The 13,493-nt window shown below is 71.2% G+C and carries 14 protein-coding genes; 5 read left to right on the top strand and 9 right to left on the bottom strand.

Annotated elements, in window-relative coordinates:
• Positions 1-197: 197 nt before the first annotated feature.
• The 5 genes from rimM to ABC766_RS21250 are packed head-to-tail and all read right to left on the bottom strand — an operon-like array spanning position 198 to position 3,403.
• Complete coding sequence (gene rimM / locus ABC766_RS21270; protein WP_043349959.1) at positions 198-893, bottom strand: ribosome maturation factor RimM; 696 nt, start codon at positions 891-893, stop codon at positions 198-200.
• A gap of 11 nt (positions 894-904) precedes the next feature.
• Positions 905-1,267, bottom strand: a complete 363-nt coding sequence (gene rpsP / locus ABC766_RS21265; RefSeq protein WP_020092607.1) for a 30S ribosomal protein S16 — start codon at positions 1,265-1,267, stop codon at positions 905-907.
• Between the two features lie 7 nt (positions 1,268-1,274).
• Complete coding sequence (locus tag ABC766_RS21260) at positions 1,275-1,607, bottom strand: chorismate mutase (protein WP_043349961.1); 333 nt, start codon at positions 1,605-1,607, stop codon at positions 1,275-1,277.
• Positions 1,604-3,166, bottom strand: a complete 1,563-nt coding sequence (gene ffh / locus ABC766_RS21255) for a signal recognition particle protein (RefSeq protein WP_345819424.1) — start codon at positions 3,164-3,166, stop codon at positions 1,604-1,606. Before ffh ends, ABC766_RS21260 begins: the two co-directional genes overlap by 4 nt.
• A gap of 18 nt (positions 3,167-3,184) precedes the next feature.
• Positions 3,185-3,403, bottom strand: a complete 219-nt coding sequence (locus tag ABC766_RS21250; protein ID WP_043381159.1) for a glutathione S-transferase — start codon at positions 3,401-3,403, stop codon at positions 3,185-3,187.
• Between the two features lie 299 nt (positions 3,404-3,702).
• Here ABC766_RS21250 and ABC766_RS21245 point away from each other — a divergent pair, with 299 nt between their 5' ends.
• Entirely contained in the window at positions 3,703-4,332 is a 630-nt protein-coding gene (locus tag ABC766_RS21245) for an ATPase (protein WP_287090975.1), read from the top strand.
• A gap of 406 nt (positions 4,333-4,738) precedes the next feature.
• Entirely contained in the window at positions 4,739-5,776 is a 1,038-nt protein-coding gene (locus ABC766_RS21240) for an aromatic ring-hydroxylating oxygenase subunit alpha (protein ID WP_051975996.1), read from the top strand.
• A gap of 7 nt (positions 5,777-5,783) precedes the next feature.
• On the opposite strand, the gene ABC766_RS21235 is transcribed toward ABC766_RS21240, so the two are convergent.
• A complete protein-coding gene (locus tag ABC766_RS21235; protein ID WP_278305924.1) occupies positions 5,784-6,503 on the bottom strand; it encodes a class I SAM-dependent methyltransferase in 720 nt (239 codons plus the stop codon).
• Between the two features lie 75 nt (positions 6,504-6,578).
• Between ABC766_RS21235 and trmD the strand changes: the two genes are divergently transcribed.
• Both trmD and ABC766_RS21225 read left to right on the top strand, forming a co-directional pair.
• On the top strand, positions 6,579-7,328 hold the full coding sequence (gene trmD, locus ABC766_RS21230; RefSeq protein ID WP_342140623.1) for a tRNA (guanosine(37)-N1)-methyltransferase TrmD: 750 nt from the start codon (positions 6,579-6,581) through the stop codon (positions 7,326-7,328).
• 352 nt (positions 7,329-7,680) lie between these two features.
• Entirely contained in the window at positions 7,681-8,850 is a 1,170-nt protein-coding gene (locus ABC766_RS21225) for a phosphoserine transaminase (protein WP_342140622.1), read from the top strand.
• A gap of 155 nt (positions 8,851-9,005) precedes the next feature.
• Here ABC766_RS21225 and ABC766_RS21220 read toward each other — a convergent pair whose 3' ends face one another.
• From ABC766_RS21220 to tesB, 3 genes are all read right to left on the bottom strand, one after another.
• Positions 9,006-10,505, bottom strand: coding sequence for an ammonium transporter (locus ABC766_RS21220; protein WP_342140621.1), 1,500 nt, complete (start codon positions 10,503-10,505; stop codon positions 9,006-9,008).
• A gap of 81 nt (positions 10,506-10,586) precedes the next feature.
• Complete coding sequence (locus ABC766_RS21215; protein ID WP_010683623.1) at positions 10,587-10,925, bottom strand: P-II family nitrogen regulator; 339 nt, start codon at positions 10,923-10,925, stop codon at positions 10,587-10,589.
• 299 nt (positions 10,926-11,224) lie between these two features.
• On the bottom strand, positions 11,225-12,124 hold the full coding sequence (tesB, locus tag ABC766_RS21210) for an acyl-CoA thioesterase II (RefSeq protein ID WP_078947062.1): 900 nt from the start codon (positions 12,122-12,124) through the stop codon (positions 11,225-11,227).
• Between the two features lie 99 nt (positions 12,125-12,223).
• On the opposite strand from tesB, the gene ABC766_RS21205 reads away from it, so the two are divergent.
• A complete protein-coding gene (locus ABC766_RS21205; protein WP_287089947.1) occupies positions 12,224-13,489 on the top strand; it encodes an FAD-dependent monooxygenase in 1,266 nt (421 codons plus the stop codon).
• Positions 13,490-13,493 lie beyond the last annotated feature (4 nt).

Below are 13,493 nucleotides of genomic sequence, written 5' to 3'. Positions count from 1 at the left end.
GCAGCGCCGATGGGCAGCGCGTTGGCCCGGGTTGGGCCCGTTCCGAGGGCCGGCTCGGCGCACGAGAGAACCGCGAGAGAGATTCGCGGGAGAAAACTAACGGAGCCGCGTCCGGCGCGGACGTCCCGGCCCGGACGAGCGAGGGCACGGGCTGCCTCGACTGGGCGACGACCGTTCGACAGGCCGCGCCCGACCCTTCAGCCGGGATCGTCGGCGGGCTTCTCGCCCGGGGGCGCGAACAGATCCTCCGGCGCCGCCACGGTGACGCGGCGCTGCGCCATGTCGAGCACCGGCACGAAGGCCTTGGTGAAGGGCAGGAGCGCCGTGGCGCCGCCGTTCGGAGGGCGCAGCTCCAGAAGATCGCCGCCACCGTAGTTCGGCACGGCCACGATCGTCCCGACGAGTGTGCCGGCCTCGTCCACCGCCGTGGCGCCGATCAGGTCGGCCGTATAGACCTCGTCGTCGTCCTCGGGGGCCGTCAGGCGGTCGCGGGGGATGAACAGGGCGACGCGATTGAGCGCCTCGGCGGCGCTGCGGCCGGAGACGCCCTTCACCCGGGCGATCAGCATGTCGGGCGATGAACCGGGTGCGAGACGCACGTCGGCGAGCGTCAACGACCGTCCGTCCGCGGTCAGCAGGGCGCCGTAGCCGGCGATCGCCCGCGGATCGCCGGTGTAAGATTTGAGCCGGACCTCGCCGTTGAGGCCGTGCGCGCGCCCGAATTCGCCCAGCAGGACGAGGTTCGGATCGGGCGGCACGGGGAGCGGCGCCGGCTTGGGGGCCGGCGCCTTGGGCGAGGTCGCCGCATCGGGGGCGATCTTGCCGATCGCCGAGCTCGTGCGGCCGCGGCGGCCGCCGTCGCGGGGCGTGGAACCTGCGGGGCGGCGCGCCATGATCGGGCGCCTTACGCGGCGGCGTCCTCGGCGGGCGCCGCGGCCTTCTCGGCGCGCTTGGCGGCGCGCTCCTTGGCCTTCTCGCCCGGCTCGGCCTTCTGCGGGTTGTTGCGGGTCGGGCGCTTGGCGAGACCGGCCTGGTCGAGGAAGCGCAGGACGCGGTCGGTCGGCTGCGCGCCCTTGGCGAGCCAGCTCTGGATCTTCTCGTTGTCGAGCACGATGCGGGCCGGATCGTCCTTGGCCTTCATCGGGTCGTAGGCGCCGACCTTGTCGATGAAGCGGCCGTCGCGGGGGGCGCGGGCGTCGGCGACGACGATGCGGTAGTACGGGCGCTTCTTGGCGCCACCACGGGTGAGACGGATCTTGAGGGCCATGGTCTGACTACTTTCGCTGTTGCTCGATCTGGGACTCGTGGTCCGCCTTGATCGACTGGTGGTGCCGAATGACTTCCTTGACCACGAAGGCCAGAAATTTCTCGGCGAAGTCGGGGTCGAGCTTGGCCTCGACCGCGAGCTTGCGGAGCCGGGCGACCTGACGGGCCTCCCGGTCCGGATCGGAAGGGGGGATCCCCTTTCGGGCCTTGAGCTCGCCGACCCGCTGCGTGCAGCGGAAGCGCTCGGCGAGGAGATGGATCAGCGCCGCATCGAAATTGTCGATGCTCTCCCGCAGACGCGCGAGTTCGGGATCGACGGCTTGAGCGGAGAGGATGCTCATTTCTTCTTCCCCGGCATGAACCCACCGAGACCCGGCAGCTTCGGACCGCCCAGGCCCGGAAGTCCGGGAAGCTTGGGCATTCCGCCCCCGCCCAGGCCCGGCGGCATCGGCGGCAGCTTGCCGCCGAACTGCTTCTCAAGCTGCGCGATCTGCTCCGGCGTCGGCTCCGGCATGCCGGGGGGCAAGCCGGGCATGCCGCCGCCCATCCCACCGCCGCCGAGGCCGAACATCGAGCCGAGCGCCTGCCCGATCCCGCGCTTGCCCTGGCCCATCGCCTTCATCATGTCGGCCATGGTCCGGTGCATCTTGAGCAGCTTGTTGATCTCCGAGACGTCGACCCCCGAGCCCGCCGCGATGCGCTTCTTGCGGCTGTTCTTGAGGAGGTCGGGGCTCTTCCGCTCCTGCGGGGTCATCGACGAGATGATCGCCCGCTGGCGCTTGAACATCTTCTCGTCGAGGTTGGCGCCCTCGACCTGCTTCTTGATCGCGCCCATGCCGGGCAGCATCCCCATCAGGCCACCGATGCCGCCCATCTTCTCCATCTGGGCGAGCTGCATCGACAAGTCCTCGAGATCGAACTTGCCCTTGCGCATCTTCTCCGCGGTGCGGAGCGCCTGCTCATGGTCGATGGTCTCGGCCGCCTTCTCGACCAGCGAGACGATGTCGCCCATGCCGAGGATGCGGTTGGCGACGCGGGCCGGATGGAACTCCTCCAGGGCGTCGACCTTCTCGCCGACGCCGACGAGCTTGATCGGCTTGCCGGTGACCGCGCGCATGGAGAGCGCCGCGCCGCCGCGGGAATCGCCGTCCATGCGGGTCAGCACGATGCCGGTGACGCCGAGCCGCTCGTCGAAGGCGCGGGCGGTGTTGACCGCGTCCTGGCCGGTGAGCGCGTCGGCGACCAGCAGCACCTCGTGCGGTCGGGTCGCGGCCTTCACCTCGGCGGCCTCGGCCATGAGGCCCTCGTCCACCGTGGTGCGGCCGGCGGTGTCGAGCATCACCACGTCGAAGCCGCCGAGGCGGGCGGCGTCCATGGCGCGCTTGGCGATCTGTACCGCCGACTGGCCGGCGATGATCGGCAGGGATTCGACGCCGACCTGCTTGGCCAGCACCGCGAGCTGCTCCATGGCGGCCGGGCGGCGCGTGTCGAGGGAGGCGAGCAGCACCTTGCGCTTCTCGCGGTCGGAGAGGCGGCGGGCGATCTTGGCGGTCGTGGTGGTCTTGCCCGAGCCCTGCAGGCCGACCATCAGGATCGGCACCGGCGCGGGGGCGTTGAGGTCCACGGTCTCGGCATCGGTGCCGAGCATCGCCACGAGCTCGTCGTTGACGATCTTCACGACCATCTGGCCGGGCGTCACCGACTTCAGCACGACGGCGCCGACGGCCTTCTCCTTCACCCGGTCGGTGAAGCCGCGGACCACCTCCAGGGCGACGTCGGCCTCCAGCAGGGCGCGCCGCACCTCGCGCATGGCGGCGGTGACGTCGGCCTCGGTGAGCGCGCCGCGGCGCGTCAGCCCCGAGAGGATGCCGGAGAGGCGGTCGGACAGGCCTTCGAACATGATCCTAGAGCCCCGCCGTCACTGTTCGAGCCCGGCGCGCTCGACGCGGCGGGCCTGCAGGGCCGCCTCGAAGCCGCGCACCGCGCTCGCGAACTTGTCCCGGCACTCCGGGTTGCAGAAGCCGACCACGGCCCCGTTGTAGAGGGTCAGCGAATCCGCCGAGATCGGCTTGCCCGACCACGGGCAGGTCTCGTTGATCGCGTCCTCGATGTTCAACGCTTCTTGATCGCGCGTCATGGGATGCCTCGGCCGGCGGATCCCGTCGCCGCGAATCGGCCAACACCCATCGCGCCCGAGGGCGCGGACGCGCTGTCGGGCGTTGACCTCCGGTCTCATGGGACCGGTCGGCTTGGCATCGGTCGATCTGCAACGGATCGGGAGGGCGGGGCGTAGCGGTACACGGCCGGAAAGTCAATTTTCCGGCCCCGCCGCCGGCGGCGGCGTGCCGGAATGGGCGGCCGATCGAGGTGCGGCTTTACCGAACGTTAAGCATGTTCGGATTGTCTTCGTGCCATATTCGCTCAGGACGCCCTCCGATGTCGGAACCCGCCCGCTCCCTCTCGCCGACCGAGTCCGGCAGCTTCCCCGCCACCGGCCCGCTCCGCGACTGGCTGGCGGCGATGAAGGCCCACGCGCCGACGGAGACGCACGTCGACGCGCGGCCGGCCGAGGCCCAGCCGGAACCGAAGCGGGTCCGCGGCGGCGAGGCGGCGTGGTCGCCCCGGGTCGTGCCGGCCCCCGAGGCGCCGCGGGCGGCGACCGAGGATCCCGACATCGCCGAGCTGATGGCCGAGAACCTGATGCTCAAGGCCAAGCTTCGCGTGGAAGCCGGGCGCCAGGACGAGTTGCAGGCGATCCTGGCCGAGGAGATCCGGACCCTGCGCGAGCACATCCGCGACGAGATCGGCTCGCTGGAGGATCTGCGGGCCGAGCAGGAAGAGATCCGCATCGAGCGCGAGGAGTTCCGCGGGGAGCGGGAACGCTTCCGGATCGAGCGCGAGGAGATGCGCACCGAGCGCGACCGGGCGCTTGCGGACCGCGACGCCCTGCGGTCCGAGCGGCTGACCCTGGTCGGCGAGCGCGATGCCCTGCGCGAGGAGCGCGACCTGTGGCGTGCCCGGACCGAGGCGCTGGCCCAGCCGCTGTTCCAGTCCCAGCGGCGCTGACGCGGCATCCGAACCCCGAAACGACGAAGGGCCACCCGCGAGGGTGGCCCTTCCATTGCCGAACCGTGCTGTCCGGCGGAACTGTCCCGAGATCGGGTCTCTGACGCGTCTTAGAGCGACGCGCCGGAGGCGACGGTCCAGGTCCGATGAGCCGAGACATACGGCTGATGACAATGAGACACTGGATCACCTCCTTTCGTTGGTTGCGGGTGACGCGAAGGTAAGTGGCCGCGCCCGGCTTGTGAAGCCCCGCGCCTGCGCCCGTTTGTCCTCTCCCGGCCCGCGCTTCCCCGCATCTCCGGCGGGGCGTATGACGGGTGCCCCGAGGTCAGCCCGTACCGCCTTGAACGCGCCCTTCGCCAATCCGCAACGTCCCGCCGACGAGGCCGCGCTCGATCCCGACGCGATGCGCCAGCCTCTGGGCAATGCGTGGTACTGCGTCGGGCAGGCCCGGAGCCTCGGCACGGCAGGCAGCCGGACGGGCCTGCGGGCCGTGGAACTCAACGGCGAGCAGATCGTGCTGGGCCGTGCGCCCGACGGCACGCCCTTCGCGCTGCGCGACCGCTGCCCCCATCGCGGCATGGCCCTGTCGAAGGGCCGCTTCGACGGCGATACCCTGATGTGCCCGTTCCACGGCTGGCGCTTCGGCACAGACGGGCGCTGCCGCGACGTCCCGACCCTGTCGGAGCACGACGCGGCCGACTTCTCCCGCATCCAGGTGCAGCGCTTCCCCATCCGCGAGAGCGCCGGCTTCCTCTGGGTCAACCCGCATATCGGTCCCGCAACCGGGGCTGTGCCGGAGGTGCCCACGCTGGATTTCGCGCCGGCCGGCTCCCTCGTGGTCGAACTCGTGGTCGAGGCCTCCTTCGACCTCACCACCCTGAGCCTCGTCGATCCCGGGCACGTCGCCTTCGTCCACGATTCGTGGTGGTTCCGGCCCTCGAAGCAGCTCCGCGAGAAGGTGAAGACCTTCCAGCCGGTGCCCCACGGCTTCGTGATGACGAGCCACGCCACCACGACGAGCTCGCCGGTCTACCGCCTGCTCGGCGGCGTCCCCGAGGTGGAGATCGAGTTCCGCCTGCCCGGCGTGCGGCTGGAGCGCATCCGCGCGGGTGAGAAGCGGGTGGCGAACTACACCTTCGCGACGCCGCTGACGCCGGACCGGACGCTGCTCACCAACGCCCTCTACTGGAGCATGCCGGCTCTGAACCTGCTCAAGCCGGTGGCGCGCCCGCTGATGCGGCAGTTCCTCACCCAGGACCAGCAGGTGCTTCAGCACGCGCAGGACGGGCTCGACCGCAAGCCCACCATGGTCCTGTTCGGCCAGGGCGATCTGCCCTCGCAATGGTATTTCCGGCTGAAGCGCGAGGCCCTGGAATCGGCCCGCGACGGGCGCCCGTTCGTCAACCCGCTGGAGCGCCGCGAGCTGCGCTGGCGCTCCTGAGGCGCGTCTACCGCGCCGTCGCGTCGTCCCGGCAGGGACGGATCGCCTCCGGCTTCGGGCGCGCCTCCGGCGCAGGCGCCGCGAAGACCGCCAGATAGGCCCCGTCGGTCAGCGGCTGGAAGCCGGTCTCCCGGTAGCCGGCGGCGGCGAGTTCGCAGCGCAGGAGCGCCGGCGGGGTGCCGTGCCGCGAGGGGATCGCGTCGGCATCCACGATCCCGACGCGGCCGCCCGGACGCATCGCCGCAGCGAGATTGTGGAGCAGGCCGAAGGGCTGGGTGATCTCGTGGTACATGTGCACGAGGATCGCCGCATCCACCGAGGCCGGCGGCAGGCGCGGATCGTGGGGTTCGCCCCGCACCACCGTGACGTTTTTCAGAGCCTTCACCCGCGTCTCCAGGGCCGACAGGTAGGCGGGCGTCACGTCCTCGGCGAGCACGCGGCCCGCCGGCCCGACCCGGGGGCTCAGCCGCACCACGTAGTAGCCGCTGCCGGCGCCGATATCCGCCACGGTCTCGCCGGGGGCGATGCCCATCCCCTTGGCGACCTGCTCGAACTCGCCGGCTTTGTCCCGCTCGGCCTCCGAGGACCAGCGCGGCGCGACGATCTCGGCCACCGGCCGGTCGGGCCTGGGAAAGGCGCCCGCAGGCGCACCTGGGGGGCCCAGCGGCTCGGCGGCGAGGGCCGGGCCGGCCAGGGCGACGGAGAGGACAGCGAGGGCACGGATCATGGCCGACAACCCGCGGGGGGCCCCGACGGTGCCGGGTCCGTTGACCGTGCCGCACCCGGCACGCCATCAAGCGCCATGACACGCGCGGACACGCCCTGGCGGGCCACGATCCTCACCCTCTATCCGGAGATGTTCCCGGGCCCGCTGGGCGTCTCCCTGTCGGGCGATGCCCTGGCGCGGGGCGACTGGACCCTGGAGGCCCGCAACATCCGCGCGCACGGCCTCGGCCGCCACCGCTCCGTGGACGACACGCCGGCCGGCGGCGGCGCCGGGATGGTGCTGCGCTGCGACGTGCTCGGCGCCGCCATCGACGCCGCGACCGGGGCGGAGGATCCGCGCCCGCGCCTGCTGATGTCGCCGCGGGGCCGGCCGCTCACCCAGGCCCGCGTCCGCGACCTCGCGGCGGGACCGGGCGCGCTGATCGTCTGCGGCCGCTTCGAGGGCGTCGACGAGCGCGTGATCGCCGGACGCGGCCTGGAGGAAGTTTCGATCGGCGACTACGTCCTGTCCGGCGGCGAGATCGCCGCCCTGGTGGTGCTCGACGCCTGCGTACGGCTCCTGCCGGGCGTGATGGGCAAGATGGAATCCGGCGTCGAGGAGAGCTTCGAGGGCGGCCTTCTGGAATATCCGCACTATACGCGGCCCCGCGTGTGGGAGGGACGCGCGATCCCGGACGTCCTCTCCGGCGGCAACCATGCCGCCATCGCCCGCTGGCGGCGGGCGGAAGCCGAGCGGATCACCGCCGAGCGGCGCCCGGACCTGCGCGCCGGGGGCGACCCCGGTCAGGCCGGCTCGAGGTCGATCACCGGGCCGTCGCGGTCGTAGTCCAAGGGATCGAGCTGCAGCGGCTGCGGCACGAGCCGCGGCGTCCGGCTCGCCAGCACGACGCGGGGAATTAAGGCCCCAATAACCAAGAGAAGAACTGACCAAATCGCCAATATCGCGGCGCTGTGGAAAGACATCGGCGCACCTCAAACGCAACGCGGCACCGCATTAAGGCTAACGGGCCTGGATTAATCGACTGTTCCCCGCGTCTCGACGCATTGTCCCGGGCAGGGGCATCGACGCGAAGACTGCTGACGGAACAAGCGCTTGCAAGCCGGCGGGTTTCGGCGCATGCGCGAGCCGGGACACGTCTCCCCGCGGAAGAGCGTCCCTCTGCAAGGATGGATCCGTCATGACCAGCCGCCCCACGCAGCGCCCGCGCGTGCCTCATTTCTCCTCCGGCCCCTGCGCCAAGCGGCCCGGCTGGTCCCCGGCCGCCCTGGTCGACGCCGCGCTGGGCCGGTCGCACCGCTCGCCCCTCGGCAAGGCCAAGCTCGCCCGGGCCATCGACCTGACGCGGTCCGTCCTGCAGGTGCCCGCCGGGTACCGGATCGGCATCGTGCCGGCTTCCGACACCGGCGCCGTCGAGATGGCGATGTGGACGATGCTCGGGCCGAAGCCCGTCGAGGTCGCCGCCTGGGAGGCGTTCGGCAAGGAATGGGTCACCGACGCGCTGAAGCAGCTCAAGATCGCGCCCCGCATCCACCAGACGCCCTACGGGATCCTGCCGGACCTCGCGGCGATCGACACCCAGCGGAGCGACGTGGTCTTCACCTGGAACGGCACCGCGGCCGGGGTGAAGGTGCCGGACGGCGACTGGATCGCGGCGGACCGCGAGGGCCTGACGATCTGCGACGCGACCTCGGCGGCCTTCGCCCAACCCCTGCCCTGGGACAAGCTCGATGTCGTGACCTTCTCCTGGCAGAAGGTGATGGGCGGCGAGGCGGCGCACGGCATGCTGATCCTCTCGCCCCGCGCCGTGGCGCGGCTGGAGAGCCACACGCCGTCCTGGCCGCTGCCGAAGATCTTCCGCCTCACCAAGGACGGCAAGCTGATCGAGGGCATCTTCAAGGGCGACACGATCAACACGCCCTCGATGCTGGCGGTGGAGGACTACCTCGACACCCTGGACTGGGCCGAGCGGATCGGCGGACTGCCGGCGCTGCACGCGCGGGCCGACGCCAACGCCCGGGCGATCTACGACTGGGTCGCCCGGACGCCCTGGATCGCGCCGCTGGCCGTCGATCCCGCCACCTACTCCAACACCGGCGTCTGCCTCGTGATCGCCGATCCGGACGTGCTCGCCCGGGGCGACTCGGCGGTCTCGGCCTTCGCGGCGGGGATCGTCGAGCGCCTCGACCGCGAGGGCGTCGCCCTCGACATCGGCGCCTATCGCGACGCCCCGGCGGGCCTGCGGATCTGGTGCGGCGCCACCGTGGAGACCGCCGATCTGGAGGCGCTCACGCCCTGGCTCGACTGGGCCTTCGCGGAGGAGAAGGCGGCGCTGACGCGGGCGGCGTAAAAGCGTCGGGGTCGATGCCCGGTCGCAGCCCCGCATCGTCATCGCGAGCGCGGCGCAGCGAAGCGATGACGGCCTGACGTAAAAAACCCCGGCCCTTTCGGAGCCGGGGTTTTCGTTTGCCTGGACGCGGCCCCGCAGGGCCGCGCCGTCCCGTCTCAGTAATTGTAGGCGCGCTCGCCGTGATCGGCGATGTCGAGGCCCTCGCGCTCCTCTTCCTGCGTGACACGCAGGCCGATCGTCACGTCGACGAGCTTGTAGAGGATCGCCGAGCCGAGGCCCGACCACAGGAGCGTCAGGCCGACCGCCTCCGCCTGGATGATGACCTGGCTCACCATGTCGTAGGCACCGACCGCCAGCTCGCCCGGCTTCGAGGTGTAGTCGGGGATGCCGACGCCGCCGAGGTTCGGATCGACCAGGATGCCGGTCGCGAGCGCGCCCAGGATGCCACCGACGCAGTGGACGCCGAAGACGTCCAGGGAGTCGTCGTAGCCCAGCGCGTTCTTCACGGTGGAGCACATCACGAAGCAGACCACGCCGGCGACGAGGCCGAGCACGATCGAGCCCATCGGGCCGGCGAAGCCGGAGGCCGGGGTGACGGCCACGAGGCCGGCGACCGCGCCCGACAGCATGCCGAGCAGCGACGGCTTGCCCTTGAGCGCCCACTCGGCGAACAGCCACGCCACCGCGGCGCCGCAGGTCGCCACGAAAGTGTTGAGCATGGCGAGCGCGGCGGTGCCGTTGGACTCGAGGTTCGAGCCGGCATTGAAGCCGAACCAGCCGACCCACAGCAGCGAGGCGCCGATCATCGTCATGGTCAGGGAGTGCGGGGCGAGCAGGTCACGGCCGTAGCCGATGCGCTTGCCCATGATCAGGCAGCCGACGAAGCCCGCGATGCCCGCGTTGATGTGGACCACGGTGCCGCCCGCGAAGTCGAGGGCGCCCTTCTGGAAGAGGAAGCCGGCATCCTTGTTGACCGCGTCGAGGGCCGCCTGGGCGGTCGCCTTCGAGGCGTCGTCGGTGGCCGCGGCCAGCGCCTTGGCGGCGTTGCCGACGGCGTCCGGGCCGGCCCAGTACCAGACCATGTGGGCCATCGGGAAATAGATGATCGTGACCCAGAGGATCGTGAACACCACCAGCGCGGAGAACTTCATCCGCTCGGCGAAGGCGCCGACGATCAGCGCGGGCGTGATCATGGCGAACGTCATCTGGAAGCACAGATAGGCGTATTCCGGGATCACGACGCCGTTCGAGAAGGTCGCCACCGTCGAGTTCGCGTCGATGCCCTTCAGGAAGGCCTTCGAGAGACCGCCGACGAAGTCGTTGAGGCCGCCGCCGTTGGTGAAGGCGAGGCTGTAGCCGTAGAACACCCAGAGCAGGCCGACGATCGACACGATCGCGAACACCTGGGTCAGCACCGACAGCATGTTCTTGGTGCGCACGAGGCCGCCGTAGAACAGCGCGAGGCCGGGGATGCTCATCATCAGCACCAGGGCCGAGGAGATCATCATCCAGGCCGTGTCGCCCTTGTTGGGGATCGGCGACGGCGGCGGCGAAGCGGCTTCCGGGGTCGGCGTCTGTGCGAGGGAGGGCTCGATCAGGAGGGCGGCGATGGCCGCCCCTCCCAAGCTGAGCATGAGGGCATGACGAAGTTTCATGGGCACGTGGCTCCCGGTCTTAAATCCGTGTTGTGTCAGAAGGTCTCGACATCGGCGGGCCCGGACGCGCCGGGCCGCGGATCAGAGGGCGTCGGCGTCGGTCTCGCCGGTCCGGATGCGCACCGCCTTCTCCAGCGGCATCACGAAGATCTTGCCGTCGCCGATCTGGCCGGTGCGGGCAGCCCCGGCGATGGCGTCGATCACGCTGGACGTCAGGTCGGAGGCGACGGCGACCTCGATCTTCAGCTTGGGCAGGAAGCTCACCGCGTATTCCGCGCCGCGGTAGATCTCGGTGTGGCCCTTCTGGCGGCCATAGCCCTTCACCTCCGTCACCGTCAGGCCGTGGACGCCGATTCCGGTGAGCGCGTCGCGCACCTCCTCGAGCTTGAACGGCTTGATGATGGCCATCACGATTTTCATGGGCGACGCCCCCTTCGAAGTCCTTGGGAACCGTTGCCGTCACCCGACTGCGGGATGGCCCGGCCCGGACCATCCGCAAGCTCGGGATGACCCGCGGTCGCAAGCCGCTATTCAAGGACTATGCCAGTCGCGCTTGGCTGGGAACATTTTCGCGGTTCGTCATTCTGCCCATCGATTAGCCCGGATCGATCACATCCCGGGCAGATCCGGCAAAGGATCCGCACAACGATCAGGCAAACTGCACGATTCCGTGCACACAGCGATGTTGCGGATCGGCATCGCACGCGCCGGATCGCGTTTTAATCCCGGATCGGGCGGATCAAACCCTCCTGGGCGACCGAGGCCACGAGGTTGCCGGCCCGGTCGAAGATCTGGCCTCGCGCGAAGCCGCGGGCGCCGCCCGCGACCGGGCTGTCCTGCGCGTAGAGGAGCCAGTCGTCGATCCGGACGGGCCGGTGGAACCAGAGCGCGTGGTCGAGGCTCGCGGCCTGGATCGCCGGATCGAACACCGAGCGGGCGTGCGGGATCAGCGAGACGTCGAGCAGGGTCATGTCGGAGGCGTAGGCCAGCACGGCCCGATGGAGCGCCGGATCGTCCGGCAGCGCCGAGGCCGCCCGCAGCCAGACATTGAAGATCGGGTCGGGGGCCCGGCCGCCCGCGCCCGCAGGCAGGTAGCGGTTCAGGTCGACCGGCCGCAGGGCGATCGGCCGCTCGCGACCGAAATAGGCCGCGATCGCCTCCGGCATCCCGGTGCCGCCGGCGGCCGCCAGGGCCTTGCCGTCGAGGAGACCCTCCGGTCCGGCCACCGCGGGCATCGCCGGCTGGTGCGTCAGGCCCTCTTCCACGACCTGATAGGAGACGGTCGTGGCGAAGATCGCCCGCCCGTGCTGGATCGCCTTGACCCGGCGGGTCGTGAAGCTCCGTCCGTCCCGGATGCGCTCGACCTCGTAGACGATCGGCGTCCGGGGGTCCCCGGGCAGGAGGAAGTAGGCGTGGAGGGAATGGGCCGGGCGGTCGTCCGGCACCGTCCGCGTCGCGGCGACCAGCGCCTGCGCCACCACCTGCCCGCCGAAGACCCGCCGCCAGCCCGTCTTGGGGTTCTGGCCTCGGAACAGGTCGACCTCGAGCCGCTCCAGATCGAGGATGGCGATCAGCTCGGCGACGGCATCCGTCATCGCGTCGGTGTTGGCGTCGGTCATGACCCGCGGGGTTTCCGTTCGTTGTCCGCGTGCGACATAGGCTTTTCGAATGCACCAATCCACGCGTCCCGCATGCGCGACCCAAGGAGATCCGCTACGATGACGGCCGAGACGCCCCGACCCGGCAGCCGCCGCCTCCTGATCGCCGGCGGCGGCCTGCCCAGCCTCGCCCTGGCCCTGGCGCTCAAGCAGGCGCATGGACCGGCGCTCGCCGTGACGGTGATCGATCCGGGCCGCGCCGATCCCGGGCGGCATCGCGGCCGCGCCTACGCCCTCGCGGCGGGCGGCCGGCGGATGCTCGACCGCCTCGGCCTGTGGCCCCGCGTCGCGGAGGCGGCCGAGCCGATCACCGAGATGGTCATCAGCGACAGCCGCCTCGCCGACCCGGTGCGGCCGGTCTTCCTGACCTTCGGCCGCGAGGCGGAGGACGACCGCGACCCCGGCGAACCCTTCGCCCACATGATCGAGGCGGAACCGCTGGCCGAAGCCCTGGCGGAGGCCTGCCGGGGGGCGGGGGTGTCGATCGTCGCCGCGGGGGTCGTGCGCGCGGTGCCGGAGGGTGCGGCGATCGGTGCGGTGCTGACGACCGGCGAGACCCTGCGGGGCGATCTGCTGGTGGCCGCCGACGGGGCGCGCTCGCGGCTGCGCGAGGCGGCGCGGATCGGCTGGGTCGGCTGGTCCTACCCGCAGGTCGGCATCGTGGCGACCATCGGCCATGCCCGGCCGCACGAGGGACGCGCCGTCGAGCATTTCCTGCCCGCCGGCCCGTTCGCGATCCTGCCGCTGCGGGACGGCGGCCCCCTGGGGCACCGCTCCTCCATCGTCTGGACCGAGCGGTCGGACGACGCCGAGGCCCTGCTGTCCGGCGGGCCCGACGAGGTGCTGGCCGAGATCGAGCGGCGGTTCACCCTGGATCTCGGGACCCTCGCGCTGGAGCACGGCCCGAGCCGGCATCCCCTGGCCTTCGGCATCGCCCGTGCCTTCCGGGCCGAGCGTCTCGCCCTGCTGGGCGATGCCGCCCACGTGATCCATCCGATCGCCGGCCAGGGCCTCAATCTCGGGCTCGCGGATGCCGCGGCTTTGGCCGAGGCCGTGACCGAAGCGCTGCGTCTCGGGCTCGATCCCGGCGGACCCGACGTGCTGCGCGCCTACGAACGCGCCCGGCGCTTCGACAGCTTCGCCATGGCGGCGGCCACCGACGGGTTGAACCGTCTGTTCTCGAACGACGCCCTGCCGCTGCGCCTCGCCCGCGACCTCGGCCTCGGGATCGTGGACCGGCTGCCGGGGCTCAAGCGCTTCTTCATCGGCGAGGCCGCGGCCGCGCGCGGATCGCGGCCGCGTCTGATGCGGGGCGAAGCGCTCTGAGCGG

It is taken from the genome of Methylobacterium fujisawaense (assembly GCF_039619325.1).
Taxonomy (GTDB): Bacteria; Pseudomonadota; Alphaproteobacteria; order Rhizobiales; family Beijerinckiaceae; genus Methylobacterium; species Methylobacterium fujisawaense.
Note: the sequence above shows the minus strand (reverse complement) of the source record. Positions and strands in the feature narration are given on the sequence as shown.

Bases quoted from the DNA above. Each gene is read 5' to 3' on its own strand.
- rimM (WP_043349959.1), bottom strand. From the start codon at position 893: ATGGCGCGCCGCCCCGCAGGTTCCACGCCCCGCGACGGCGGCCGCCGC.
- rpsP (WP_020092607.1), bottom strand. From the start codon at position 1,267: ATGGCCCTCAAGATCCGTCTCACCCGTGGTGGCGCCAAGAAGCGCCCG.
- ABC766_RS21260 (WP_043349961.1), bottom strand. From the start codon at position 1,607: ATGAGCATCCTCTCCGCTCAAGCCGTCGATCCCGAACTCGCGCGTCTG.
- ffh (WP_345819424.1), bottom strand. From the start codon at position 3,166: ATGTTCGAAGGCCTGTCCGACCGCCTCTCCGGCATCCTCTCGGGGCTG.
- ABC766_RS21250 (WP_043381159.1), bottom strand. From the start codon at position 3,403: ATGACGCGCGATCAAGAAGCGTTGAACATCGAGGACGCGATCAACGAG.
- ABC766_RS21245 (WP_287090975.1), top strand. From the start codon at position 3,703: ATGTCGGAACCCGCCCGCTCCCTCTCGCCGACCGAGTCCGGCAGCTTC.
- ABC766_RS21240 (WP_051975996.1), top strand. From the start codon at position 4,739: ATGCGCCAGCCTCTGGGCAATGCGTGGTACTGCGTCGGGCAGGCCCGG.
- ABC766_RS21235 (WP_278305924.1), bottom strand. From the start codon at position 6,503: ATGATCCGTGCCCTCGCTGTCCTCTCCGTCGCCCTGGCCGGCCCGGCC.
- trmD (WP_342140623.1), top strand. From the start codon at position 6,579: ATGACACGCGCGGACACGCCCTGGCGGGCCACGATCCTCACCCTCTAT.
- ABC766_RS21225 (WP_342140622.1), top strand. From the start codon at position 7,681: ATGACCAGCCGCCCCACGCAGCGCCCGCGCGTGCCTCATTTCTCCTCC.
- ABC766_RS21220 (WP_342140621.1), bottom strand. From the start codon at position 10,505: ATGAAACTTCGTCATGCCCTCATGCTCAGCTTGGGAGGGGCGGCCATC.
- ABC766_RS21215 (WP_010683623.1), bottom strand. From the start codon at position 10,925: ATGAAAATCGTGATGGCCATCATCAAGCCGTTCAAGCTCGAGGAGGTG.
- tesB (WP_078947062.1), bottom strand. From the start codon at position 12,124: ATGACCGACGCCAACACCGACGCGATGACGGATGCCGTCGCCGAGCTG.
- ABC766_RS21205 (WP_287089947.1), top strand. From the start codon at position 12,224: ATGACGGCCGAGACGCCCCGACCCGGCAGCCGCCGCCTCCTGATCGCC.